The sequence below is a fragment of the Shinella sp. HZN7 genome, assembly GCF_001652565.1.
Lineage (GTDB): Bacteria > Pseudomonadota > Alphaproteobacteria > Rhizobiales > Rhizobiaceae > Shinella > Shinella granuli.
The window spans coordinates 1,407,266-1,431,310 of record NZ_CP015736.1; the positions used below are offsets into that span (position 1 = coordinate 1,407,266).

22 protein-coding genes are annotated in these 24,045 nt (G+C 65.2%); 17 read left to right on the top strand and 5 right to left on the bottom strand.

Translation table 11 applies throughout. The features are described 5' to 3' along the window. Positions 1-80 precede the first annotated feature (80 nt). Positions 81-512, bottom strand: a complete 432-nt coding sequence (locus tag shn_RS06790) for a PaaI family thioesterase (protein ID WP_064329733.1) — start codon at positions 510-512, stop codon at positions 81-83. A gap of 138 nt (positions 513-650) precedes the next feature. On the opposite strand from shn_RS06790, the gene shn_RS06795 reads away from it, so the two are divergent. Genes shn_RS06795 through shn_RS06805 form a run of 3 tightly spaced genes read left to right on the top strand, consistent with a single transcriptional unit; the run spans position 651 to position 2,089 of the window. Beyond that, the gene (locus tag shn_RS06795) at positions 651-1,466 is read left to right on the top strand and encodes an enoyl-CoA hydratase (protein ID WP_064329734.1); all 816 of its coding nucleotides are present in this window, start codon (positions 651-653) and stop codon (positions 1,464-1,466) included. A 44-nt stretch (positions 1,467-1,510) separates the two neighbouring features. After that, on the top strand, positions 1,511-1,789 hold the full coding sequence (locus tag shn_RS06800) for a type II toxin-antitoxin system RelE/ParE family toxin (RefSeq protein WP_064329735.1): 279 nt from the start codon (positions 1,511-1,513) through the stop codon (positions 1,787-1,789). Between the two features lie 12 nt (positions 1,790-1,801). Beyond that, positions 1,802-2,089 (top strand): HigA family addiction module antitoxin, encoded by a 288-nt coding sequence (locus tag shn_RS06805; protein ID WP_064329736.1) that lies wholly within the window; start codon positions 1,802-1,804, stop codon positions 2,087-2,089. Between the two features lie 3 nt (positions 2,090-2,092). On the opposite strand, the gene shn_RS06810 is transcribed toward shn_RS06805, so the two are convergent. Continuing rightward, the gene (locus shn_RS06810) at positions 2,093-2,929 is read right to left on the bottom strand and encodes an EamA family transporter (protein ID WP_064329737.1); all 837 of its coding nucleotides are present in this window, start codon (positions 2,927-2,929) and stop codon (positions 2,093-2,095) included. 240 nt (positions 2,930-3,169) lie between these two features. On the opposite strand from shn_RS06810, the gene shn_RS06815 reads away from it, so the two are divergent. The 4 genes from shn_RS06815 to shn_RS06830 all read left to right on the top strand — a co-directional run bounded on the left by shn_RS06815 (position 3,170) and on the right by shn_RS06830 (position 5,903). Further along, a complete protein-coding gene (locus shn_RS06815) occupies positions 3,170-3,607 on the top strand; it encodes a CoA-binding protein (RefSeq protein WP_064329738.1) in 438 nt (145 codons plus the stop codon). Between the two features lie 65 nt (positions 3,608-3,672). Next, positions 3,673-4,101, top strand: a complete 429-nt coding sequence (locus tag shn_RS06820; protein WP_064329739.1) for a CoA-binding protein — start codon at positions 3,673-3,675, stop codon at positions 4,099-4,101. 118 nt (positions 4,102-4,219) lie between these two features. Then, positions 4,220-5,503, top strand: a complete 1,284-nt coding sequence (locus shn_RS06825; protein WP_064329740.1) for an O-acetylhomoserine aminocarboxypropyltransferase — start codon at positions 4,220-4,222, stop codon at positions 5,501-5,503. 55 nt (positions 5,504-5,558) lie between these two features. Next, positions 5,559-5,903 (top strand): cupin domain-containing protein, encoded by a 345-nt coding sequence (locus shn_RS06830; RefSeq protein ID WP_064329741.1) that lies wholly within the window; start codon positions 5,559-5,561, stop codon positions 5,901-5,903. 40 nt (positions 5,904-5,943) lie between these two features. On the opposite strand, the gene shn_RS06835 is transcribed toward shn_RS06830, so the two are convergent. Beyond that, positions 5,944-7,194, bottom strand: a complete 1,251-nt coding sequence (locus shn_RS06835) for a cytochrome P450 (protein ID WP_064329742.1) — start codon at positions 7,192-7,194, stop codon at positions 5,944-5,946. Between the two features lie 99 nt (positions 7,195-7,293). Between shn_RS06835 and shn_RS06840 the strand changes: the two genes are divergently transcribed. Both shn_RS06840 and shn_RS06845 read left to right on the top strand, forming a co-directional pair. After that, on the top strand, positions 7,294-7,542 hold the full coding sequence (locus tag shn_RS06840) for a type II toxin-antitoxin system Phd/YefM family antitoxin (protein ID WP_064329743.1): 249 nt from the start codon (positions 7,294-7,296) through the stop codon (positions 7,540-7,542). Further along, complete coding sequence (locus shn_RS06845; RefSeq protein WP_064329744.1) at positions 7,539-7,925, top strand: type II toxin-antitoxin system VapC family toxin; 387 nt, start codon at positions 7,539-7,541, stop codon at positions 7,923-7,925. Before shn_RS06840 ends, shn_RS06845 begins: the two co-directional genes overlap by 4 nt. 2 nt (positions 7,926-7,927) lie before the next feature. On the opposite strand, the gene ggt is transcribed toward shn_RS06845, so the two are convergent. Further along, the gene (ggt, locus tag shn_RS06850) at positions 7,928-9,682 is read right to left on the bottom strand and encodes a gamma-glutamyltransferase (RefSeq protein WP_064329745.1); all 1,755 of its coding nucleotides are present in this window, start codon (positions 9,680-9,682) and stop codon (positions 7,928-7,930) included. A gap of 274 nt (positions 9,683-9,956) precedes the next feature. Between ggt and clpP the strand changes: the two genes are divergently transcribed. The 5 genes from clpP (at position 9,957) to shn_RS06875 (ending at position 17,860) form a co-directional block, all read left to right on the top strand. Then, on the top strand, positions 9,957-10,589 hold the full coding sequence (gene clpP / locus shn_RS06855) for an ATP-dependent Clp endopeptidase proteolytic subunit ClpP (protein ID WP_064329746.1): 633 nt from the start codon (positions 9,957-9,959) through the stop codon (positions 10,587-10,589). Between the two features lie 288 nt (positions 10,590-10,877). Then, complete coding sequence (gene clpX / locus shn_RS06860) at positions 10,878-12,155, top strand: ATP-dependent Clp protease ATP-binding subunit ClpX (RefSeq protein WP_064329747.1); 1,278 nt, start codon at positions 10,878-10,880, stop codon at positions 12,153-12,155. A 414-nt stretch (positions 12,156-12,569) separates the two neighbouring features. Next, positions 12,570-14,993, top strand: coding sequence for an endopeptidase La (lon, locus tag shn_RS06865; RefSeq protein WP_064329748.1), 2,424 nt, complete (start codon positions 12,570-12,572; stop codon positions 14,991-14,993). Between the two features lie 205 nt (positions 14,994-15,198). Further along, a complete protein-coding gene (gene hupB, locus shn_RS06870) occupies positions 15,199-15,474 on the top strand; it encodes a DNA-binding protein HupB (RefSeq protein WP_023516583.1) in 276 nt (91 codons plus the stop codon). A 190-nt stretch (positions 15,475-15,664) separates the two neighbouring features. Further along, complete coding sequence (locus tag shn_RS06875; protein WP_064329749.1) at positions 15,665-17,860, top strand: esterase-like activity of phytase family protein; 2,196 nt, start codon at positions 15,665-15,667, stop codon at positions 17,858-17,860. Between the two features lie 148 nt (positions 17,861-18,008). On the opposite strand, the gene shn_RS06880 is transcribed toward shn_RS06875, so the two are convergent. Then, positions 18,009-18,473, bottom strand: coding sequence for a MarR family winged helix-turn-helix transcriptional regulator (locus shn_RS06880; RefSeq protein ID WP_245337376.1), 465 nt, complete (start codon positions 18,471-18,473; stop codon positions 18,009-18,011). 258 nt (positions 18,474-18,731) lie between these two features. Here shn_RS06880 and shn_RS06885 point away from each other — a divergent pair, with 258 nt between their 5' ends. The 3 genes from shn_RS06885 to shn_RS06895 all read left to right on the top strand — a co-directional run bounded on the left by shn_RS06885 (position 18,732) and on the right by shn_RS06895 (position 24,035). Next, positions 18,732-20,000: a DNA repair exonuclease gene (locus shn_RS06885; protein ID WP_064329751.1), complete on the top strand. Its 1,269-nt coding sequence runs from the start codon at positions 18,732-18,734 to the stop codon at positions 19,998-20,000. Between the two features lie 3 nt (positions 20,001-20,003). Continuing rightward, a complete protein-coding gene (locus tag shn_RS06890) occupies positions 20,004-23,474 on the top strand; it encodes an AAA family ATPase (RefSeq protein WP_064329752.1) in 3,471 nt (1,156 codons plus the stop codon). Between the two features lie 138 nt (positions 23,475-23,612). Then, positions 23,613-24,035: a hypothetical protein gene (locus shn_RS06895; RefSeq protein WP_064329753.1), complete on the top strand. Its 423-nt coding sequence runs from the start codon at positions 23,613-23,615 to the stop codon at positions 24,033-24,035. The last annotated feature ends 10 nt before the right edge of the window (positions 24,036-24,045 follow it).

Consider the following 24,045-nt stretch of genomic DNA (forward strand, 5'->3'; position numbering starts at 1 on the left):
CAAGCGACGCGATCCGGAGGGTGTCAAAGATAATATAGAAAAAACAATGTGTTAGTGAAGAGGTATTTTAATACCACAAATTATCGCGGCGGAATCGAATAGGTCGCGGTCGCATGCGCCACCAGATCCTCGCCATCCGCGCCGAAAATCGACGCCTCGATCACCGCCAGCCGCTTGCCGAGCTTGAGCAGCCGGCAGGTGCAGGTGAGGGGGCCGGGTTCGGGCCTCCGCAGGAAGTTGATGTTGAGATTGGTGGTGACGGCGAGCGCTACGGGGCCGATATGCGCCAGCACCACGCAATAGGCCGCGACATCGGCCAGCGCGAACAGGGTGGGGCCGGAGACCGTGCCGCCGGGGCGCAGATGCCGCTCGTTCGGGGCGAGCCGCATGACGACCGTGCCAGGCCCCACATCGGTCACGTCGAAAACCTTTCCATCCGTATGGATCTGCGGAAAATCGGTTTCGAGGAACCGGTTCAGGGCGTCCCGGTCCATGATGGGGGTCAGGTTCATGGTTTCCTCCTCCGCCTGCCTGGCGTTTACAGACCGATTTGCGCCTGTCGGCAAGCCCTCTCAAAGTCTATGTCGCCCAACTTGAAACGGGGTGCGGTGAAGCGTAGGACGCTGGGAAAGCTCACAAGGGAGGCGATCATGGCGGATGTGGTGTCGTTCAGGAAAGAGGAGCCGGCCGGGCTGGTGCGCGTCGAACGGCATGCGCCGATCCTCAGAATCACGCTCAACAACCCGCCGGCCAATGTTCTCTCCATCGCCGTCATGGAGGCGCTCGGCGAGGCGCTGGATGCGGCCGCAGGCGACGAGGCTATCCGCGTCGTCGTGCTCGCCTCGACCGGAAAGGTGTTTTCCGCCGGCCACGACCTCAAGGAGATGACCGCCCGTCGCGACGATGCGGACGGCGGGCGCGCCTTCTTCGAGAAGACCATGCGCATGGCGGCGGATATCATGCTGAAGATCGCCGCGCTGCCGCAGCCGGTCGTCGCCGAGATCGACGGACTCGCCACGGCCGCCGGCTGCCAGCTCGTCGCGAGCTGCGACCTTGCCATCTGCACCGACACCTCCGCCTTCTGCACGCCGGGCGTCAATATCGGCCTGTTCTGCTCGACGCCGATGGTCGCCGTCACCCGCGCCGCCCATCCCAAGCAGGCGATGGAGATGCTGCTGACGGGCGAGACGATCGACGCCTCCACCGCCAAGGATTTCGGCCTCGTCAACCGCATCGTGCCGCAGCAGTATCTGCGCCAGGTCGTCGACAAATATGCCGCCGTCATCGCCTCCAAGTCGCCGCAGGCCCTGCGCATCGGCAAGGCAGCCTTCCGCGCCCAGGCCGGCCTGCCGCTTGCCGAAGCCTATGACATCGCCGTCGCGACGATGGTCGACAACATGCTCGTCGACGATGCGAAGGAGGGGATCGGCGCGTTCCTCGGCAAGCGCATGCCGGAGTGGAGATGAGGTTTCCGTTGGACGTATTTCGGTAAGCGGAGTATGTTTAGCGAATGATCAAGTCCATTGCGGACACGGCGACACGGCAGTTTGTTGAGACGGGAAAGTCGCGGTTTTCCGGGCTCGACGTCGCAAGGGCGATGGCGCGTTTGAATGTCCTCAATGCCGCGCGAAGCCTGGACGACATATCGCCCTTGCGCTCGATCAGGCTTCACAAATTGACCGGTGACCGCAAGGGGCAATGGGCAATGACGATCAACGGGCCTTGGCGCCTTTGTTTTCGTTTCGAAAATGGCGATGCCTACGATGTCGAGATCGTCGACTATCATTGAAGGAGAAAGCGGATGTTCGAGGTTCATCCAGGTTCGATCCTGAAGGAAGAACTCGAAGCGCGACAGATGAGCGGCAACGCGCTTGCGCTCGCGCTGCGGATCAATTCCGGCCGTGTGTCGGAAATATTGAACGGCAAGCGCGGGATCTCCGCGGATACGGCGCTTCGCCTGGGCCGCTATTTCGGTAACGACCCGCAGTTCTGGCTGGGCTTGCAGGCCGCGCATGATCTCGCGGTCGCCCAGCGTGAAAGCGGTGACAGGATATTGCGCGAAGTCCTGCCGGCCCAGACGGCCGCATAGCGTTCAAGCCAGCTTCAGCACCAGCACGCCTGCCGCGATCACCGCACCGGCGATGTAGCGCCAGATGCTGGCCTTCTCCTTGAGGATGAAGACCGAGATGAGGAGGGCGAAGAGGATGGCGGTTTCGCGCAGCGCCGCGACGGTGGCGACCGGCGCCTTGGTCATCGCCCAGAGGGCGAGGCCGTAGGAGGCGATGGAGCCGGCGCCGCCGAGGAGGCCACGCACCCAGTTGCGGCGCACATGCGTCCAGACCGGCCTGCTGCCGCGCCGCACGACCGCCCAGCCGAAGAGCAGGACCGGCGGCAGCAGCGACATCCACAGCGTGTAGGAGACGGCATTGCCGGAAACGCGCGCCCCGGCGCCGTCGACGAAAGTATAGGTGGCGATGACGGCGGCGTTCGCCAGCGCATAGGCGATGGCCCGGCGGCTGCCATGGCGCGATTCGAAGGCGAGCGTCAGCACGCCGACGGAGATGACGAGAACGCCCGCCATCGCCCCCGGCGTCAGGTGTTCGCCGAGGACCACGCCGCTCGTCGTGGCGACAAGAAGGGGGGCGGCGCCGCGCATCAGCGGATAGACGAGGCCGATATCGCCGGCCCGGTAGGCGGCGGCCACGAGCTGGAAATAGGCGAATTGCAGGACGGCGGAGGTGAGCACGAAGGGCCAGGCCGCCGGATCGGGCATGGGGACGAACGGCAGGAAGGCAAGGCCGACCATGCCGCCGCCGAGCGAGACCATGGCCGCATCGAGCGACTTGTCCGTGCCGGATTTGACGAGGGCATTCCAGACGGCATGAAGAGCCGCGCCGAACAGCACGAGAAAGAGAACGTCTAACGGCAATCTGGGACCTCGAGGGGCAGGCCATTGGGGGAGGGGCTCGGCCCTTCATCTGCGCAATTTCACCGATTTGCAATCGGGATTCTGGCGGGTTTTGCGGCAAAATGGCCGAAGCTGATCCACAATGGCACAATCGGCGCGCGAATGCCGGTCCCGGTGCGGTCGTCTTCTTTAAGGTTCTGCGTTAGCCTGGAGGGCAGGAAGACATGTGAGAGACGGTTGCGAACGCCGGAGGAGGCAGCGATGAACCACGATCACTATCCCGACAGCTACATCCGCCACATTCTCAAATCCGTGCACACGATCGCCGTGCTCGGCGCCTCGCCGAACGACGCGCGGCCAAGCCATGGCGTCATGGGCTTCCTGCTCGGCAAGGGCTATCATGTCATCCCCGTCAATCCCGGCCATGCCGGAAAGACCATCCTCGGCCAGAAGGTCTATGCGCATCTTGCCGATATCGCGGAGCCGATCGACATGGTCGACGTCTTTCGCGCGGCAAGCCAGTTCTCTGCCGTCGTCGACGAGGTGCTGGCGCTCGATCCGCTTCCCTCCGTGCTCTGGGGCCAGTTCACGGTGCGCGACGATGCCGCCGCCGCGCGGGCGGAGGCCGCCGGCATCCAGGTGGTCATGGATCGCTGCCCGGTGACGGAATATCCGGTGCTGATGCTCAAGGCCTCCTGAGCGCCGCGCATATTGACTTCACGCAGCGTTACCCCAATTCTCCGGCAGCAAAACGGGGTAGCCGCATGAACCACGATTCCTATCCGGACTATTACATCGCCGACATCCTGCGCTCGACAAGGCTGATCGCGCTCGTCGGCGCCTCGCCCAATCCGGAGCGCCCCAGCCATCGGGTGATGGCGTTCCTGCTGCGCAAGGGCTATCGCGTCATCCCGGTCAATCCCGGGCAGGCCGGCAAGGAAATCCTCGGCCAGCCGGTCGTCGCCCGTCTTGCCGATATCGTCGAACCCATCGACATGGTCGACGTCTTCCGCGCGGCGGATGCGCTCCCGTCGGTCGTCGAGGAGGTGCTGGCGCTGAATCCGCTGCCGAGGGTCATCTGGGGCCAGCTCTCGGTGCGCCATGACGCGGCGGCGGCGAGGGCGGAGGCGGCCGGCATCAAGGTGGTCATGGATCGCTGCCCGGCGATCGAATATCCCCGCCTCGTCGCGTAAGGTCCGCCATCGGCGCAACGCGGATTGTCGCGCCCGTGCTTTTTCCGGAAAATCTTTCTTTGACCGGCTCTTAGCTCTCTGAAATAGTGCGCCCGACTTTAGCCAGGGAGGCCATTTCATGACGAAGAACAAGCCCGGATTTTCAACGCTCGCCATCCACGCCGGCGCCCAGCCGGATCCGACGACGGGCGCGCGCGCGACGCCGATCTACCAGACCACGAGCTTCGTGTTCAACGACACGGACCATGCCGCATCGCTCTTCGGCCTGCAGGCCTTCGGCAACATCTACACCCGCATCATGAACCCGACCCAGGCGGTGCTGGAAGAGCGCGTGGCGGCGCTCGAAGGCGGCACGGCGGCGCTCGCCGTCGCCTCGGGCCATGCCGCCCAGCTCCTCGTCTTCCACACGATCATGCGCCCGGGCGACAATTTCATCGCCGCGCGCCGGCTCTATGGCGGCTCGATCAACCAGTTCGGCCATGCCTTCAAGAGCTTCGACTGGCATGTGCGCTGGGCCGATACGGCCGACCTCTCCTCCTTCGAAAGCCAGATCGACGACAAGACCAAGGCGATCTTCATCGAGAGCCTGGCAAACCCCGGCGGCACCTTCGTCGATATCGCGGGTATCGCCGAGATCGCCCATCGCCACGGCCTGCCGCTCATCGTCGACAACACCATGGCGACGCCCTATCTCGTGCGCCCGCTGGAGCACGGCGCCGACATCGTCGTGCATTCGCTGACCAAGTTCATGGGCGGCCATGGCAATTCCATGGGCGGCGTCATCGTCGACGGCGGCACCTTCGACTGGACGGCCTCCGGCAAATATCCGATGCTGTCCGAGCCGCGGCCGGAATATGCCGGCATCGTGCTGCATGCCACCTTCGGCAACTTCGCCTTCGCCATCGCCTGCCGCGTGCTGGGCCTGCGCGATTTTGGCCCCGCCATCTCGCCCTTCAACGCCTTCCAGATCCTGACCGGCATCGAAACCCTGCCGCTGAGGATGCAGCGCCATTGCGACAATGCGCTCGCCGTCGCCAAGTGGCTGAAGGGCCACGACAAGATCTCCTGGGTCACCTATGCGGGCCTGGAGGACGATCCGAACCATGCCACCCAGCAGCGCTATTCGCCCAAGGGTGCCGGTGCCGTCTTCACCTTCGGCCTCAAGGGCGGCTACGAATCGGGCAAGCGCTTCGTCGAGGGCCTGGAAATGCTCTCGCACCTCGCCAATATCGGCGACACGCGCTCCCTCGTCATTCACCCGGCCTCGACCACCCACCGCCAGCTCAGCGAGGAGCAGCAGGTCGCCGCCGGCGCCGGCCCCGACGTCGTGCGCCTGTCGATCGGCATCGAGGACGTCGCCGACATCATCGCGGATATCGAGCAGGCGCTGGCCAAGGCGTGAACCTCTCCGGGCGGCTTTCGAGCCGCCCGTTTCCTTTCGGGAAAGGGACAGCAGCATGAGCAAGGCGCAATCCTTCGACGTCTCCGGCATCACGCCCGAGGAAGGCCGCCCAGCCGCCGACCGGCTGATCGCGGGCGACCCGGTCTTCACCACCTGGAACATCGAGGAGGCCGACGGCGGCATCTATGCCGGCATCTGGCAGTCGACGCCGGGAAAATGGCGCATCCAGTACGACGAGTGGGAGTATTTCCACATCCTGGAGGGGCACTCGATCGTGGTTTCGGAAAATGGCGAGACCACCCACCTGAAGGCCGGCGACCGCCTGATCCTGAGACCCGGCTTCAAGGGAACCTGGGAAGTCGTTGAAACGACTCGCAAAGACTACGTCATCCGCGTCTAGAAATTCCAACAAAAGTGTGCCCTTGGACTTTACCAGGACGTCACCACTCCAGCTCCAGCGCCTCCAGCCCGTGGAAGTGATAGACATCCTTCACCACGGGCTTCTTCGCGATCCGCAGGTTCGGCAGGCGCTGGAAGAGGATCGGCAGGGCGATGTTGAGCTCCAGCCGGGCGAGCGGGGCGCCGATGCAGAAGTGGATGCCGGCGCCGAAGGAGAGGTTGGCGCCCTCGTCGCGGTCCGGCTTGAAGACGAGGGGATCGATGAATTTCCTCGGGTCGAGATTGGCGGCCGCGAGGATCATCGCCACCTTGTCGCCGCGGCGGAAATGGATGCCGTCGAGTTCGACATCCTCCAGCGCGAAACGGTCGAAGATGTGCACCGGCGCGGAGATGCGCAGGCATTCCTCGACCGTGCGCTCCGTCGCCTTCCCGTCGGCGAAGAGCACCGAAGGGTCGGCGCCGTTTTCCAGGATGGTGCGCACCGCATTGCCGATCTGATGCACTGTCGCCTCGTGGCCGGCATTGAGCAGCACGATGGTCGTTGAGATCAGCTCGTCCTCGGTCAGGAGCTGGCCGCGGTGCTCCGTATGCACCATGTGCGAGAGCAGGTCGTCGCGCGGGTCCGCCCGGCGCTCGGCGATGACGCCGCGGACATAGGCGGAGAATTCCTCGGCCGCCCTGTCGGCCGCGATCTCGTCCGCGTGCGTGCGGCCGAACATGTACATGCGCACATAGGCATGCGACCATTTCAGGAGCTGCGGCCCCATCTCGTCGGGAATGCCGATCATGCGGGCGATCATCGTCACCGGCAGGATGTCGGCGAAGGCGGAAAGCAATTCGACCTTCCCGTTCTTCTCGAACCGGTCGATCGCCTCATGGCAGAGCGCGGAAATCTCCGGCGTCAGCTTCTCGATCATGCGCGAGACGAAGGCGCGGTTGACGAGGGTGCGCAGCCGCGTGTGCTCCGGCGGCTCCAGCTCCAGCAGCGACCAGGCTTCGGCGGCGTCGAAATGGGCGAGATGCGCCTGCGGCTCCGGCAGGCCCAGCTCCTCGCGCGTCGCCACATGCAGGATCTGCCGGCCGAAGCGGCGGTCGCGCAGGAGGCCGTTCACATGGTCGTAGCCGGTGAAGTACCACATCTTCTGCTCTTCCCACCAGAAGGTGGGACAGTGCGCATGCAGCGCCGCATATGCCGGGTTCGGATCGCGGTAGAAATCGGGATTGCGGCCGTCGAGCGAGACGCGGCGGCTGGCGGGATCGATGGAGAGGAAGGGGAGATGTGTCGTCGTCATGGCCCATCGGTAACGAATTCCGGCGTAAAGGAAAACCAGAATTTGCTTGAACGGCGATAATAAACTAAGTTCATTGAACTAAGTCCACAGGAGGCGAACATGCGTGTCGTCAACATTCACGAAGCGAAGACCCATCTTTCGCGCCTTGTCGAACAGGCTGCGGACGGAGAATCGTTCGTCATCGCCAAGGCGGGCAAGCCGATGGTCCGGGTCGTGCCGCTGGAGGAGCCGGTCAGGAAGCCGGCTCCGAGCCGCTTCGGATTCCTTTCGGGACATCTGCGGATCCCCGACGATTTCGACAGGATGGGGCAGGACGAGATCGAAACGATGTTCCGCGGTGAAGAATGAGACTGCTGATTGACACGCATCTCCTGATCTGGGCCGCCGAAGGGATCGAGCGCCTGAGCGCGGAAGCAGTCAAGCTGATGGGCGACCAGGACAATGTGCTGGTCTTCAGCGCTGCGAGCATTTGGGAGGTCGCGATCAAGCAGGCTTTGAACCGGCAGGATTTCTCTGTCGATGCATCGCTTCTGCGACGCGGTCTCATCGAAAGCGGCTACGAGGAACTGCCGATCGCCGCCGCTCACGCAATCGCGGTGGCGGACCTTCCGGGCATTCACAATGATCCCTTCGACCGCATGCTTATCGCCCAGGCGCGAACGGAGGGACTTCTGCTGCTTACTGCCGATCGACGGCTGGCATCCTATCCGGGGCCGATCCGGCTCGTCTGATCTTATTCTCCAATGGCAATGCCCTCTCGCCGCGGATCGGCAGCGCCGGTGAGGCCGTCGACGGAGAGGGTGATGGCGTGCAGGCCGGAGTTCAGTTCGCTCAGCTTCACCTCGTAGCCGAGGGCCTTAAGCGGTTCGGCGAGCTTTTCCGCGTCCGTTCCGGCTTCGAGGTCGTAGGGGCCGAAGCGGTTGACGAGGTGCGGCATGGCGACGACCGCGCCGACATCCATGCCCCAGTCGATATGGGCGATCAGCGCCTGGGCGACATAGCCGATGATCTGGCTGCCGCCGGGCGAGCCGATGGCCAGAACGGGCTTGCCGTCCTTCAGCACGATGGTCGGCGACATGGAGGAACGGGGGCGCTTTCCGGGCTCCACGCGGTTGGCGACGGGCAGGCCCTCGTCATGGGTCTTGAAGGAGAAGTCGGTGAGTTCGTTGTTGAGCAGGAAGCCGCCGGTCATCAGCCGGGAGCCGAAGCCGTTCTCGATGGTGGTCGTCATCGAGACGACATTGCCCGCCTTGTCGACGATGACGAAATGGCTGGTGGAAGGCCGTTCGAGCGCGGCGTCGCGGCCGAAGTTGAAGGCGTGGTCCCATTCCGGCTTGCCCGCTGTCACGGCGTCGTCGGCAAGCGCCCTGTCGCCGTCGAGCAGCCTTGCACGCTCGCCGAGATAGGTTTTCTCCAGAAGCCCCTTGATCGGGGCGGGCACGAAATCCGTGTCGGCGAGGTAACGCTCGCGGTCGGCGAAAGCGAGGCGCTGGGCGTCGCCGATCAGCCGCCAGCTTTCCGGATTGTCCCTGCCGAGCGCCTTGAGGTCGAAATTCTCCAGCATGCCGAGCATCTGGCCGATGGCGACCGCGCCGGAGGAGGGCGGCCCCATGCCGCAGACGTCGAGCGCGCGATAGGCGACGCAGACCGGCCGGCGCTCCTTCACCTGGTAGTTGGCGAGATCGGCGAGCGAGAGCACGCCGGCGTTCCTTCCCGATGTGCGCACCGTATCGACGATCGCCTCGGCGATCGGGCCGCCATAGAAGGCCGCCGCGCCGCCTCTGGCGATGGCGGAGAGCGTCTCGGCATAGGCCGGATTCCTGAGGATGCTGCCGGCCTTCAGCGGCGCGCCGTCGGCGCCGAAGAAGTAGGCGGTGGTCGCCTCGAAGGTCTTCAGCCGGTCGCCCTCCGCGGCGACGAGACCGGCAAGGCGCGGCGAGACGGCAAAGCCGTCGCGGGCGAGTTTTTCCGCCGGCGCAAAAAGGTCCTGCCAGGGTGTCTGGCCCCAGCGGTTGTGCGCCTCCTGCATCAGCATGACGGTGCCCGGCGTGCCGACCGAGCGCCCGCCGACGACGGCGTCGAAGAACTGCATCGGCGCGCCCTTGTCGTCGAGGAAGAGTTTGGGCGTCGCCTCCATCGGCGCCGTCTCGCGGCCGTCAAGCGTGGTGAGGCGGCCCGTTCCGGCATCGTAGTAGACGAGGAAGGCGCCGCCGCCGAGACCGGAGGATTGCGGCTCGACGAGGCCGAGCACGGTCTGCACGGCGATCATGGCGTCGATCGCGCTGCCGCCGCCGGCGAGGATCCTTTCGCCGGCCTCGGCCGCAAGCGGATGGGCGGCCGCCACCATATGGGTCTTCGCGGTGACGACCTTCGCCGCCGCGAGGCCTGTCGCGCGCTCGGGCGCGACGCTGTCGGAGGCCTGCTGGGCGGACGCCCCGGCCGATGTCAGGAAAAGAAGCCCGAGGGCGACGAGGGATCGTTTCATCATGGCTGCCTCCGCTGGAGAAGGATATAGTGCAGACAATCGCCGGGGGGAGGCAAGGCGCGGATCGGGATTCATCCTTCCTTCACCCTGCCGGCGGTTCGGTTGTGGAAATCGCCGCCACCCGTTGCGTGAGTTAACTGCATTCTCGCATAGAGCGCCGCAAAACGCGCATCTGTCTTGAAGTCCGCCACCCTGACACTCTATGTAGGGAAGATGAAACTTGCTGATTCCCAACGCTTGGCGCGGGGTTTCAGGGCCACACCGATGAAGGATTGACATGAGAAATCCCGTAGATACCGCCATGGCTCTGGTGCCGATGGTCGTCGAGCAGACCAACCGCGGCGAGCGTTCCTACGACATCTATTCGCGCCTCCTGAAGGAGCGCATCATCTTCCTGACGGGTCCCGTCGAGGATCACATCGCCACGCTCGTCTGCGCGCAGCTCCTCTTCCTCGAAGCGGAAAACCCGAAGAAGGAAATCGCGCTCTACATCAATTCGCCGGGTGGCGTCGTCACCTCGGGCATGGCGATCTACGACACGATGCAGTTCATCAAGCCGGCCGTCTCGACGCTCTGCATCGGCCAGGCCGCGTCGATGGGCTCGCTGCTGCTGGCCGCCGGCCACAAGGACATGCGCTTTGCGACACCGAACGCCCGCATCATGGTGCACCAGCCCTCGGGCGGCTTCCAGGGCCAGGCATCGGACATCGAGCGCCACGCCAAGGACATCCTCAAGATGAAGCGCAAGCTGAACGAGGTCTATGTCAAGCACTGCGGCCGCACCTACGAGGAAGTGGAACAGACGCTCGACCGTGACCATTTCATGAGTGCCGACGAGGCGAAGGAATGGGGTCTCGTCGATCGCGTCATCACGAGCCGCGAGGCGATCGAGGGCGCAGAAAGCGTGTAATGTCATGGTTTTGCCGCGGATGAAGCTATTGTGACACATTTGTAAGGGTCACGGGGCTTTATCCGCACCGCAAAGCCGGTAATATTGGTCGTTAATGCTATGTTGATGTGTGACGGCCTAGCATTTGGTATTTCGGTGGGGGATTCGTTGCCACCGGTTTTGGGCGATGCCCTGTCCGGTCAGTACCCCTGGAGCCTTTGAAGGAAAGCGCGAGCGGCTCCGGCAAAGGCGGTTTGAGTTGTCCGGCCATCTTCCGGGAGATGAACGGCGTGCTGGAAGGAAAGTGATATGAGCAAGGTCAGCGGCAGCAACGGCGGCGACTCCAAGAATACCCTCTACTGCTCCTTCTGCGGCAAGAGCCAGCACGAGGTCCGCAAACTGATTGCCGGACCGACGGTGTTCATCTGCGATGAATGCGTCGAATTGTGCATGGACATCATCCGCGAGGAGAACAAGACCTCGATGGTGAAATCCCGCGACGGCGTTCCCACGCCCCAGGATATCATCAAGGTCCTCGACGAATACGTCATCGGCCAGCAGCAGGCGAAACGCATCCTGTCGGTCGCGGTGCACAACCACTACAAGCGCCTGGCGCATGCCGCCAAGGGCTCGGACGTGGAACTGGCGAAGTCGAACATCATGCTGGTCGGCCCGACCGGCTGCGGCAAGACCTATCTCGCCCAGACGCTCGCCCGCATCATCGACGTGCCCTTCACCATGGCCGACGCCACGACGCTGACCGAAGCCGGTTACGTCGGCGAGGACGTGGAGAACATCATCCTGAAGCTGCTTCAGGCCGCCGACTACAATGTCGAGCGCGCCCAACGCGGCATCGTCTATATCGACGAGGTCGACAAGATCTCGCGCAAGTCCGACAACCCGTCCATCACCCGGGACGTGTCGGGCGAGGGCGTGCAGCAGGCGCTTCTGAAGATCATGGAAGGCACGGTTGCTTCCGTACCGCCGCAGGGTGGCCGCAAGCATCCGCAGCAGGAATTCCTGCAGGTCGACACGACGAACATCCTGTTCATCTGCGGCGGCGCCTTTGCCGGCCTCGACAAGATCATCTCCGCCCGCGGCGAGAAGACCTCGATCGGCTTCGGCGCGACGGTGCGTGCACCGGAAGACCGCCGCGTCGGCGAGGTGCTGCGCGAGCTGGAGCCGGAAGACCTGGTGAAGTTCGGCCTCATCCCGGAATTCATCGGTCGCCTGCCGGTCCTGGCGACGCTGGAGGACCTCGACGAGGACGCGCTGATCCAGATCCTGTCGGAGCCGAAGAACGCGCTCGTCAAGCAGTACCAGCGCCTGTTCGAGATGGAAGACGTGGAACTGACCTTCCACGAGGACGCGCTGCGCGAGATCGCCCGCAAGGCGATCGTCCGCAAGACCGGCGCACGCGGCCTGCGCTCGATCATGGAGAAGATCCTGCTCGACACGATGTTCGAACTGCCGACGCTGGAGGGCGTGCGCGAGGTCGTCATCTCCGACGAGGTGGTCAAGGGCTCGGCCCGTCCGCTCTACATCTATTCGGAGCGTTCCGACGAGAAGGCCAACGTTTCGGCCTGATCGTGCCGGACCTGTTCAGGAAGGACCCGCCGCCGGCGGGTCTTTTCGTTTGAGGCACCTGGTGACATTTCGTGACTGGTCGCGTGCCGCGGGAAGGGGCATGATGGGCAGGCTTCCGCTGCTTCGTCGAGCCGTTGCGAAACGGTCTGCGCCGGGCCAGAATGGAAGGCGTCGATTCTGTGCTGTGTATGCTCCGGCGGTCCCGTCGGGGGAAGGCCGCAAGTTCCGCGACAGCGCGGAAGACTACACTTCCTGTCGCTGGTTCGCTTGTCCGTCGTGGAGTGGGGCACTCTGCAACCGGGCTTGAAAATGTGTTAACCGCACGCCACTTGTGGATGGAAAAGATCGCCGGCCCGGCACCCCAAGCGCCGAATGGACCGGTTCCCGGAAACGGGACGTTTGAAAGGAAATGACATGACGAAAAAGACGTCTGCGTCGCACGACTCCACGGCCTTCCCGGTCCTGCCCCTGCGCGACATCGTGGTGTTCCCGCACATGATCGTCCCGCTGTTCGTCGGCCGCGAGAAGTCGATCCGCGCCCTGGAAGAGGTGATGGGCACCGACAAGCAGATCATGCTTGCCACCCAGATCAACGCTTCCGATGACGACCCGGAAGTCGACGCCATCTACCGCATCGGCACCGTCGCCAACGTGCTCCAGCTCCTCAAGCTGCCCGACGGCACCGTCAAGGTGCTGGTCGAAGGCCGCGCGCGCGCCGAGATCGACGGCTACACGGACCGCGAGGAATTCTACGAGGCGATGGCCCATGTGCTGGCCGAGCCCGAAGAGGACCCGGTGGAGATCGAGGCGCTGTCGCGCTCGGTCGTCTCCGAGTTCGAAAACTATGTGAAGCTCAACAAGAAGATTTCGCCGGAAGTCGTCGGCGCTGCGAGCCAGATCGAGGATTACTCGAAGCTCGCCGACACCGTCGCTTCGCACCTTTCCATCAAGATCGTCGAAAAGCAGGAGATGCTGGAGACGACCAGCGTCAAGCTGCGCCTTGAAAAGGCGCTCGGCTTCATGGAAGGCGAGATTTCCGTCCTGCAGGTCGAAAAGCGCATCCGCTCGCGTGTCAAGCGCCAGATGGAGAAGACCCAGCGCGAATACTACCTCAACGAACAGATGAAGGCGATCCAGAAGGAGCTCGGCGACGGCGAGGACGGCCGCGACGAGATGGCCGAACTGGAAGAAAAGATCGCCAAGGCCAAGCTCTCCAAGGAGGCCCGCGAGAAGGCGGATGCCGAATTGAAGAAGCTGCGCCAGATGAGCCCGATGTCGGCGGAAGCCACCGTCGTGCGCAACTATCTCGACTGGCTGACGGGCATTCCGTGGGGCAAGAAGTCGAAGATCAAGACCGACCTCAACGCCGCGGAGAAGATCCTCGACGAGGATCATTTCGGCCTCGACAAGGTCAAGGAGCGCATCGTCGAATATCTCGCCGTGCAGGCCCGCTCGACCAAGATCAAGGGCCCGATCCTGTGCCTCGTCGGCCCTCCGGGCGTCGGCAAGACCTCGCTTGCGAAATCGATCGCCAAGGCGACCGGCCGTGAGTACATCCGCATGGCGCTCGGCGGCGTGCGCGACGAGGCCGAGATCCGCGGTCACCGCCGCACCTATATCGGCTCGATGCCCGGCAAGGTCATCCAGTCGATGAAGAAGGCGAAGAAGTCCAACCCGCTCTTCCTGCTCGACGAGATCGACAAGATGGGCATGGATTTCCGCGGCGACCCGTCCTCGGCCCTGCTGGAGGTGCTGGATCCGGAACAGAACTCGACCTTCATGGACCACTACCTGGAAGTCGAATACGACCTGTCCAACGTCATGTTCGTGACGACGGCGAACACGCTGAACATTCCCGCGCCCCTGATGGACCGCATGGAAGTGATCCGCATCGCCGGCTACACGGAAGAGGAAAAGCTGGAGATCGCCAAACGGCACCTGCTGCCCAAGGCGATCCGCGACCACGCGCTGCAGCCGAAGGAATTCTCGGTCACCGACGGCGCGCTGATGGCGGTCATCCAGCAGTACACCCGCGAGGCGGGCGTCCGTAACTTCGAGCGTGAACTGATGAAGCTCGCCCGCAAGGCGGTCACCGAGATCATCAAGGGCAAGTCGAAGACGGTCGAGGTCACGGCGGACAACATCCATGACTTCCTCGGCGTTCCGCGCTTCCGCCACGGCGAAGCCGAGCGCGAGGATCAGGTCGGCGTCGTCACGGGCCTTGCCTGGACGGAAGTCGGCGGCGAGCTGCTCACCATCGAAGGCGTCAGCCTGCCGGGTGGCAAGGGCCGCATGACGGTGACCGGCAACCTGAAGGACGTGATGAAGGAATCGATCTCGGCGGCGGCCTCCTATGTCCGCTCGCGTGCCGTCGATTTCGGCATCGAGCCGCCGCGCTTCGACAAGACGGACATCCACGTGCACGTGCCGGAAGGCGCGACGCCGAAGGACGGCCCGTCGGCCGGCATCGCCATGGCGACCGCCATCGTCTCCATCATGACCGGCATCCCGGTCTCGAAGGATATCGCGATGACGGGCGAGGTGACGCTGCGCGGCCGGGTGCTGCCGATCGGCGGCCTGAAGGAAAAGCTGCTCGCGGCACTTCGCGGCGGCATCAAGAAGGTGCTGATCCCGGAAGAGAACGCCAAGGACCTGGCGGACATTCCGGACAATGTGAAGAACAACATGGAGATCGTTCCGGTCTCGCGCATGGGCGAGGTGATCAAGCATGCGCTGGTCCGCCGGCCGGAGCCGATCGAGTGGGACGGCACGGTCGAGGATGCCAAGGTTCCGGCGGTCGAATCGACCGACGAGGGCACCGGCGCGATCGCGCATTGAGCCTTAGCGCCGGGTGGCACACCCGGCATTTTGGAGCGAAACGGGAAAAGACCGGCCTTTCGGCCGGTCTTTTTCGTTGAAAAACGTGTGTAAAGCCCGGATTCTCAGGGTTTTGCGGCGAAATTTTCTTGCGAGGCGAGGGGCGATGCGTATTCTGCCCCCGACTTGTATGAGTCGTTTCAAACCGTATGAAAGGGGTGGAAACATGAACAAGAATGAACTCGTATCCGCAGTGGCTGAGAAGTCTGGCCTCTCCAAGACGGACGCAGCATCTGCTGTCGACGCCGTTTTCGAGACGATCCAGGGCGAACTCAAGAACGGCGGCGACGTTCGTCTCGTCGGTTTCGGCAATTTCTCCGTATCGCGCCGTGAAGCTTCGAAGGGCCGCAACCTCTCGACCGGCGCCGAGATCGAGATTCCGGCACGCAACGTGCCGAAGTTCTCGGCCGGCAAGGGCCTGAAGGACGCCGTCAACGGCTGATCCTTGGTTCGGGCAGAGCGGTTATCCACTCCGCCGCCAAACCTGAAGTTCAGGGTCGGGGTCCGGTTCTTCCGGGCCCCCTTTTATTTGCATGGGGGAAGGGCTCCGCCTGTTGCCGAATTGTCATCGGCCTGTAACAGGAAAGCCTCAGAACCGCCGGGTTCCTTTTGACCGGATCCCGGAGGATTTCATGAAAACCCGTTCGATCACCGCCGCGCTCGCCGCGGTTCTCGCCGCATCGGTGGCTTCCGCCGCCAGCGCCGAGCCTGTATTCAATCGTATTGCGTCCTTCGCCGTCGCCGACAACCTGCCCGAGGGCGTGGACAAGGCGACGCCGACCTCGTCCGAAATCATCACCGCTTCCGAAGACGGCAACACGCTCGTCTATTCCGACAGCCCGAACAAGGCGATCGGCTTCATCGACATATCGGACGCCAGGGCCCCGAAGGCCGGCGGCTCCCTTTCCTTCGAGGGCGAGCCGACCTCGGTCACCATCGCGGCCGGCAAGGCGCTCGTCGCGATCAACACGCGCGAGAGCTTCGTGAAGCCGTCGGGCGTCCTCGCCCAGGTCGATCTCGCCTCCAAGGCCATCGATGCGACCTGCGATCTCGGCGGCCAGCCGGATTCGATCGCCCTCAACAAGGACAGGACGATCGCCGCCATCGCCATCGAGAACGAGCGCGACGAGGAGGTCAATGACGGCGCCATCCCGCAGATGCCGGCCGGCGATCTCGTGCTGCTCTCCCTCAAGGACGGCATCGTCGATTGCGGCTCGATCAAGCATATCACGCTGACCGGCCTTGCCGATGTCGCCGGCGACGACCCGGAACCGGAGTTCGTCGACTTCAACAGCCTCGACGAAGTGGCCCTGACGCTGCAGGAAAACAACCACATCGTCATCATCGACGGCAAGACGGGCACGGTGAAGAACCATTTCTCCGCCGGCACGGTCAGCCTCGAAGGCATCGACACGAAGAAGGACGGTGCGCTCAAGTTCACCGGCGAGATGAAGGATGTCGCCCGCGAGCCCGACGCCGTGAAGTGGCTGGACGACAACCGCCTGGTCGTCGCCAATGAAGGCGACTGGAAGGGCGGCGCGCGCGGCTTCACCATCTTCGACAAGCAGGGCAAGGTTCTCTACGAGAACGGCGCCGGCTTTGAGCGCGAGATCGCCAGGATCGGCCACTACCCGGACAAGCGCAACAAGAAGGGCATCGAGCCGGAAGGCATGGAGGCCGCGAAATTCGGCGACGACAACCTGTTCTTCGTTCTGGCCGAGCGCGCCTCGATCGTCGGTGTCTACAAGGATACCGGCGGCGAGCCCGAGCTTCTCCAGTTGCTGCCCTCGGGCGTCGGCCCGGAAGGCGCCGTCGCGATCCCGAGCCGCAACCTCTTCGTGACCGCCAACGAAACCGACCTCGTCGAGGGCGGTGGCGCCCGTTCACACGTCATGATCTACGAGCGTGCGGAAGGGGAGGCTGCCTATCCGCAGATCGTCTCCAACGACAAGGACGGCGAACTGATCGGCTTCGGCGCCCTCTCGGGTCTCGCCCCGGTCAAGGACAAGCCGGGCATGCTCTATGCCGTCAACGATTCCTTCTACGCCTTGCAGCCGACGATCTTCACGATCGACGCCACCGCGAAGCCGGCGAGGATCGTCGATGCGCTGCGCATCACCCGGGGCGGCGCTGCCGCCCAGAAGCTCGACAGCGAAGGCCTGACGCCGGATGGTGAGGGCGGCTTCTGGCTCGCCAATGAAGGCGATGCCGACAAGCTCGTCAGCCACGCCATCCTCCATGTGGACGAAAAGGGCGAGATCCAGAAGGAAATCGCCATTCCCGCCGCGCTGCGCGCCGGCGAGACGCGGTTCGGCTTCGAAGGCATCACCAGTGTCGGCGAAGGCGATGACAAGGTGCTGTGGATGGCCATGCAGCGCGAATGGGGCGACGACGAGAAGGGTTTCGTGAAGCTCGTCTCCTACAAGCCCTCCTCGAAGGAATGGGGCGCCGTGCGCTACCCGCTCGAAAAGACGGAAAGCGGCTGGGTCGGCCTTTCCGAAATCACCGTCCACGGCGACCATGCCTACATCATCGAGCGTGACAACCTGATCGGCCAGGCCGCCAGGCTGAAGAAGCTCTACCGCGTGGCGCTCGCGGACCTGAAGCCGGCCGCGCTCGGCGGCGAACTGCCCGTCGTCAGGAAGGAAGAGGTTCGCGACCTCATCCCGGACCTCAAGGCCGCCACCAACGGTTTCGTCGTCGACAAGGTCGAAGGCTTTGCCATCGACGCCGCCGGCAACGGCTTCGTCGTGACCGACAATGACGGCGTCGACGATTCCTCCGGCGAGACGCTGTTCTTCGGCATCGGCCCGATGAACGCCATGTAAGCTGGCCGCGTCACGGCTCGTTGCTCCAACCTTCTCCCCCGCCAGCGGGGAGAAGGCAGCGGGACGAGGAGCCGGCTGCCGAACGCTTCAAACGAAAAAGGCCGGGATCGCAGGATCCCGGCCTTTTTGTTCGTCATTGCCGCCCGGCTCAGCCGATGGCGCGCAAGGGTCGCACGGGCGCCGTATCGCTGCCGCTCTCGGCCTTGTCCCGTTCCCGCTGCAATTCTTCGGTCTTCTCGCTGAGGCAGCGGACGATTTCCTTGAGGTGCTGCTTCTGGTCTTCGGTCAGCACCGCGAAGATCGCCTCGATCGTCTTGTGCTGCGGCTGCTGGGCGGCGGAGATCACCGTGCGGCCCATATCCGTGATCGAGACGATCTTGGCACGGCGGTCCTTCGGGTCCGGCTCGCGCTTGACGAGCTTGTCGCGCTCCAGCCCGTCGATCGCTTCCGTCACCGTGCGGGGCGCGAAACCGAGCGCGCAGGCGATGTCCGTCGAGCGCTGCGGGCCCTGACATTCCAGAAGAAGCAGGAACTTGCTGCGGGCAAGCGACACGCCTTCGTCCATCATGCACTCGTTCACCAGGCGACTCACCTGATGGTAGAGTTTGAACATGCCCTGGGAGATTTCTATCGTGCTACTCATGAGGGGAAATATAGGTATTATGAGGGACCATGTCAAATGATCACGAAGTTTTTCGGATAATTTGATCATATATATTGAACGATCTCTGTAAATGCGAACGGTCAGGCAAGCGACGTTATTTCCGCCCTTTTCCGGATTTTTCCGGGCGGGACGATTTCTCTCCTGCATAACCCTGTCGAGGAAGCGCCAAGCATTGACCCGGCGGAAGGGGAAAGCGATTGTCCGACCATGCCGTTCCGCTTCATCCACACCGCCGATCTCCATCTCGATTCGCCCCTGACATCGCTCGCTTTGCGCAATGCCGAGCTTGGCGAACTGGTGCGTGGGGCGACGCGCAAGGCGCTGGAGCGCATCGTCGATCTTGCGATCACGGAGGCCGTCGACGCGCTCATCATCGCCGGCGATCTCTACGACGGCTCGCAGACCTCCATGGCGACGGCGCTCTTCCTGATGGAGCAGATGCGCCGGCTGGAGGCGGCCGGCATCCGCGTCTTCCTCATTCGCGGCAATCACGACGCCCAGTCGCAGATCACCCGCGAACTGACCTTTCCGCCGAACGTGCACGTCTTCGACGGCCGCGGGAAGCCGGTGAGGGCCGGCATGTTGGCGAGCGGCCGTGAAATCCACGTGCACGGCATCAGCTTTGCCCATCCCCATGCCCCGGCCTCGCTGCTGCCGGGCTTCCGCGCACCGGTGCCGGACGCCGTCAATATCGGCCTCATGCACACCAGCCTTGCCGGCGCGAGCCGCCACGATCCCTATGCGCCCGTCGGCATAGCCGATCTTGCCGCGCACGGCTTCGACTACTGGGCGCTCGGCCATATCCACCAGCGCCGGGTGCATCTCGAAAAGCCGTGGATCGTCATGCCCGGCAATCCGCAGGGCCGCGACATCAACGAGGGCGGGCCGAAGAGCGTGACACTCGCCACCGTCGAGGACGACGGCACGATCACCTGCGCCGCGCATCCGGTTGCCGTCGCGCTGTTCGAGCGGCTTTCCGTCGATCTCTCCGGCATCGACGACTGGCATGGCATGCTCGACCGCGCCGAAGCCGTGCTGGCAGAGGCGCGGGCGGAGGCGGGCGGCGCCCATCTCGTCGCGCGCCTCGCCCTTGCCGGCGCCACGCCGCTCGCCTGGCGCCTGCGCCGCGACGAGGACCTCTTGACCGCCGAATTGCAGAACCTTGCCGCTTCGCTCGGCGAATGCTGGATCGAGGCGGTGGAGCTTGCCGTCTCCGCGCCGCTGGCGGCGGCGGGCGCCGATGCCGGCCCGCTCGCCGAGTTGTCGCGCCTGGTGCGCGAGGATGTCGTCGGCAACCACGCCTACCGGGAGGAACTGCGCGAGACGCTGGCCGATCTCCTGCGCCAGCTCCCCAAGGAGGCGCGCGGCCTGCTGGCGGCGGACGAGGCGGCGGAGGAAGCCCTGCTCCACGACCTCGCCCTCCAGGGCGCCGATGCCGTCCTTGCCCGCCTCGGCGGCGAAAACGCGGGGGCATAGCCGATGCGTCTCGATCGCCTGGACCTCGTCCGTTACGGGAAATTCACCGACCGCAGCCTCGATTTCGGCACGGCCATGCCGGGCAAGCCGGATTTCCATCTCGTCTACGGCCCCAACGAGGCGGGCAAGTCGACGCTCTTCTCCGCCTATCTCGATCTGCTCTTCGGCATCGAGAAATCCAGCGCCTACGGCTTCCTGCATCCCTATGCCCTGATGCGCGTCGGCGGGCAGTTCTCCGTCGGGGCCGAGCGTCACGAGGCCTATCGCCTGAAGCGCAACCAGGCCTCGCTCGTTTCCGCCGACGACCGGCCCCTGCCGGAGACGCTCTTTGCCGCCGTGCTCGGCGGCATGGACCGCAATGCCTATCGCACCATGTTCTCGCTCGACGACGAGAGCATCGAGAAAGGCGGCGAGGACATCCTGAAGAGCGAGGGCGAGCTCGGGGCGATGCTCTTTTCCGCCAGCTCCGGCCTTTCCGACATGGCCACGGGCCTTGCGGCGCTGAAGGCGGAGGCCGACGAATTCTACCGCCCCTCCGGCCGCAAGCACGGGCTTTCGGCCCTCAAGGCGGATATCGAGGCATTGGCGTCCGAGCGCAAGGCGCTCGACGTCGCCGCCCGCGACTACGGCCTGCTGGTGCGCGAGCGCGATGCCGCCGCCGGGCGGCACGGCGAGATGACCGCCGCCCGGACCGAGGTGCGCGCCGCGCTGGCGCAGGTCGAGCGCAGCCTCTCCGCGCTGCCCTACCTCAGGCGTCTGCGGGCGCTGCGCGCCGAACTCGGCGCCTTCGACCTCGGCGAATCGCCGCCGGCCGGCTGGCGGTCGCTTTCCGGCGAACTGGCGCGCGAGGAGGCGGAAATCGCCGCCCGCGCCGCGCGCATGGAGGCGGAGCGCCTGCATCTTGCCGAGGAACTGGCGGCGCTGCCCGAGGACGAGGCCGTGCTGGCCGCGGAGGCCGACATCACGGCCCTGGCCGGTTCCGCGCTCGAAGCCCGGTTCCGCACGGCGGCGATGGATCTTGCCTCCCGCGAGGCGGAGCGGGACCGGGTCGCCGTTTCCATCGGGGCGAACCTCGCCGCGCTCGGGCTGCCCGCGGATGCCGACCCGGCCGGCGTCCTGCTTCCTCCCGGGCTTGGCGAAAAGCTTTCATCCCTCCTGTCGCGGCGGGCGACGCTTGCCGAACGCGCCGAGACGGCGCTTCGCGAGCGTGCCGAGGCGGAGCGCGCGCTCGCTGCCGCCGGCGAGGGGGCCGGTAGCGTTTCCGAGGAGGATGCGCAGGCGGATGCGGCACTGCAATCAAGGCTCGCTGCCGCCCTGCGCACCGCCCGGTCCGGCGATCTTTCTGCGCGCCTTCGCGAGGCCCGGCGCCTCGTCGTGCTGGCACGGCAGGATGCCGATGGCGCCATGGCCCGCCTCGTTCCCTGGTCCGGCACCGCTGCGGCACTCGAGGGCATGGCGGTTCCGCCGCCGGCCGAAATCGAAGGTCTGCGCAAACGATACGACGCGGCCGACGAGGCCCTGCATCGTCAACGGGAGCAGGTTGCCGCGCTGGAACTGGACGTCGCCTCCGCCCGCGCGACGCTCGCGGCGCTGCAAAAGGCGACCGGCGCCGCCGGCGAAGAGCAGGCGAGCCATCTGCGGGCCGTGCGCGAAACGGCCTGGCAGACGCATCTCGGGATTCTCGACAGGGCTTCCGCCGCCGCCTTCGAGCAGGCCATGCGCGACGACGACCGGGCTTCGGATGCGCGCCTGCGCAATGCCGACCGCCTTTCGGACCTGCGCCTTCTGGAACGGACGGTCGCGGAAGGCATGGCGCGGCTGGAAACCCTGCGCGGTGAGGTGACGCGTCTGGCAGAGGCGCGGGCGGCCATCGAAGCGCAGGTATCCTCGCTTGCCGCGCGCCTCGGCCTGCCCGAAGGAACGGCGCTGGCGGACATGGCCGGCTGGCTGGAGCGGCGGACGGCGGCGCTGGACGCGCTTGGCGGGCTCGCGCAGCGTACGGTCGAAGCCGATCTCGTCGACAGGGAGAGGCGCGACGTGCTGGCGCGGCTGGCGGCGCTGCTTGGCGAAGCGCCGGCCGAGGATGGCCCGTTCGAGGAGGCGTTGTTCCTTGCCGAGGACCGGCTGGAAACATGGAAGGCGACGGAAGCCCGGCGGCTTGCCGCGGCCGCGCAGCTTGCCCGGCTGAAGGCCGATGCGGATATGCGCGGCAAGGCCGCGGAAGACGCCACGGCGGCGCTTGCGGCATGGCAGGCGGCATGGGACCGGGACATCGCCGGCACCTGGCTCGCAAGGCAGGAGGCACCCGTCGCCCTGGACCGCATCGCCGCCTTCCTTCCGGCGTTGCAAGCGCTCGCCCAGAATGTCGAACGACGCGGGGAGTTCGATCACCGGATCGCCGGCATGCGCCGCGACCAGCAGGATTACGCCGGCCATGCCCGCCGTCTTGCCGAGCGTCTTGCCGAGCCGTTCGACGCCGAGGACCCGCTTTCCACCGTCGCGGCTTTCGGCCGGCGGCGCGCTGCGGCAACGGCGGTGCGCCAGCGGCGCGAGGCGATCGACAAGGCAGTGCTGCGCCTTGACGAGGAGGAGAGGGCGCTGGACGAGCGCCGCGCGGTGCTCGTCGCACGGCTTTCGGAGGTCTATGCCGTCCTCGGCTGCGACACGCTCGCGGAGGCGGACCTCATGCTCGACGCCTACCGCAAGCGCGACGAGATCCTGGCGCGCGTCCACGATGTCGGGCGCGACCTTGCCCAGCAACTGCGCACGGAAACGGTCGAGGAGGCCGAGGCGCTGCTCTCGGCGGTCGACGACGACCAGCTTGCCGCGGAGAAGGACGACCTCTCCGCACGGCTGGAAGAGCTCGACCGCGCGGTGCAGGAACAGCACCTGCTGCGGGCGCGGGCGGAGGAGGCGCTGGCGAAGGTCGCCGGCAGCGACGCGGCGGCGGTGCTGGAGGAGCGGCGCCGCACGGTGCTGATCGACCTTGCCGAGAAGTCGCGGCGCTATCTGGCGACGCGCGCCGGCATCCTGGCGGCCGAACAGGCGCTGCGGCTCTACCGCGAGCGTCACCGCAGCGCGATGATGGAGCGCGCGTCGAGGACGTTCCGCGACATCACGGCGGGCGAATATACCGGCCTTTCGACGATCCTCGAAAAGGACAGCGAATATCTCGTCGTCAATGCCGCGTCCGGCGGCTCGAAGCTGGCGAAGGACCTGTCCAAGGGCACGCGCTTCCAGCTCTATCTGGCGCTGCGCGTGGCGGGCTACCACGAGATCGCCGCCAGCCGCGAGATCGTGCCCTTCATCGCCGACGACATCATGGAGACCTTCGACGACCGGCGTGCGCTCAATGCCCTGACGGTGATGGGGGCGATGGCGACGGGCGGGCAGGTGATCTACCTCACCCATCACGAGCATCTCTGCGATCTCGCGAAAAAGGCCTGCCCCGACGTCACGATCCATGAATTGTGAGGCCTGAAACGTTAAAGCGTAAAGGAAGCGTTGGCGTCAAAACTTGACTTGGCCGATGGTAAGTGGTTCTTGGCGCCCCATCGGCATTGCTGCGAAGCCTGCTTCGCGCGGCGCTCCGCCCTGAAGAAACGGACGGGTATGACGTTGAGGACCGGCAGAGAAGCGACGATCTGGGAGCGGGGTTTTGCGCCCGTCGGCTTCCTCGTGCTGCTCGTCACCCTGTTCCTGTCGCAGTTTTCCCTGCCCGATAGTGCGAACGGCGCCGGCCATCCGCCGCGGGCCGCCGCCGAAGGCGGCGTTGCGCCGTCGCCGCTCTCGGCCTCCGGCGACGAGATGTGGCTCCCGGCAAGCGGCCATGCCGAGCGGCGGGTCGCCAAGGCCAAGAGCGGCCTGCCGGAGGGCGATGCCGCCGGCAAGGCGCTCGCCCCGGGCGCCGGTGTCGTGCTCTATCCCTTCGAGACCGCCGCCGCGGTGGTCTTTGCCGCTGTCGACGATGCGGCGCCCGCCCGCCTGGGCCTGGCATCCTTCCGCAGTCGCGCGCCCCCGGCGCTTTCCGCTTGAGGCCCTGTGG

Bases quoted from the DNA above. Each gene is read 5' to 3' on its own strand.
- shn_RS06790 (WP_064329733.1), bottom strand. From the start codon at position 512: ATGAACCTGACCCCCATCATGGACCGGGACGCCCTGAACCGGTTCCTC.
- shn_RS06795 (WP_064329734.1), top strand. From the start codon at position 651: ATGGCGGATGTGGTGTCGTTCAGGAAAGAGGAGCCGGCCGGGCTGGTG.
- shn_RS06800 (WP_064329735.1), top strand. From the start codon at position 1,511: ATGATCAAGTCCATTGCGGACACGGCGACACGGCAGTTTGTTGAGACG.
- shn_RS06805 (WP_064329736.1), top strand. From the start codon at position 1,802: ATGTTCGAGGTTCATCCAGGTTCGATCCTGAAGGAAGAACTCGAAGCG.
- shn_RS06815 (WP_064329738.1), top strand. From the start codon at position 3,170: ATGAACCACGATCACTATCCCGACAGCTACATCCGCCACATTCTCAAA.
- shn_RS06820 (WP_064329739.1), top strand. From the start codon at position 3,673: ATGAACCACGATTCCTATCCGGACTATTACATCGCCGACATCCTGCGC.
- shn_RS06825 (WP_064329740.1), top strand. From the start codon at position 4,220: ATGACGAAGAACAAGCCCGGATTTTCAACGCTCGCCATCCACGCCGGC.
- shn_RS06830 (WP_064329741.1), top strand. From the start codon at position 5,559: ATGAGCAAGGCGCAATCCTTCGACGTCTCCGGCATCACGCCCGAGGAA.
- shn_RS06835 (WP_064329742.1), bottom strand. From the start codon at position 7,194: ATGACGACGACACATCTCCCCTTCCTCTCCATCGATCCCGCCAGCCGC.
- shn_RS06840 (WP_064329743.1), top strand. From the start codon at position 7,294: ATGCGTGTCGTCAACATTCACGAAGCGAAGACCCATCTTTCGCGCCTT.
- shn_RS06845 (WP_064329744.1), top strand. From the start codon at position 7,539: ATGAGACTGCTGATTGACACGCATCTCCTGATCTGGGCCGCCGAAGGG.
- ggt (WP_064329745.1), bottom strand. From the start codon at position 9,682: ATGATGAAACGATCCCTCGTCGCCCTCGGGCTTCTTTTCCTGACATCG.
- clpP (WP_064329746.1), top strand. From the start codon at position 9,957: ATGAGAAATCCCGTAGATACCGCCATGGCTCTGGTGCCGATGGTCGTC.
- clpX (WP_064329747.1), top strand. From the start codon at position 10,878: ATGAGCAAGGTCAGCGGCAGCAACGGCGGCGACTCCAAGAATACCCTC.
- lon (WP_064329748.1), top strand. From the start codon at position 12,570: ATGACGAAAAAGACGTCTGCGTCGCACGACTCCACGGCCTTCCCGGTC.
- hupB (WP_023516583.1), top strand. From the start codon at position 15,199: ATGAACAAGAATGAACTCGTATCCGCAGTGGCTGAGAAGTCTGGCCTC.
- shn_RS06875 (WP_064329749.1), top strand. From the start codon at position 15,665: ATGAAAACCCGTTCGATCACCGCCGCGCTCGCCGCGGTTCTCGCCGCA.
- shn_RS06880 (WP_245337376.1), bottom strand. From the start codon at position 18,473: ATGTTCAAACTCTACCATCAGGTGAGTCGCCTGGTGAACGAGTGCATG.
- shn_RS06885 (WP_064329751.1), top strand. From the start codon at position 18,732: ATGCCGTTCCGCTTCATCCACACCGCCGATCTCCATCTCGATTCGCCC.
- shn_RS06890 (WP_064329752.1), top strand. From the start codon at position 20,004: ATGCGTCTCGATCGCCTGGACCTCGTCCGTTACGGGAAATTCACCGAC.
- shn_RS06895 (WP_064329753.1), top strand. From the start codon at position 23,613: ATGACGTTGAGGACCGGCAGAGAAGCGACGATCTGGGAGCGGGGTTTT.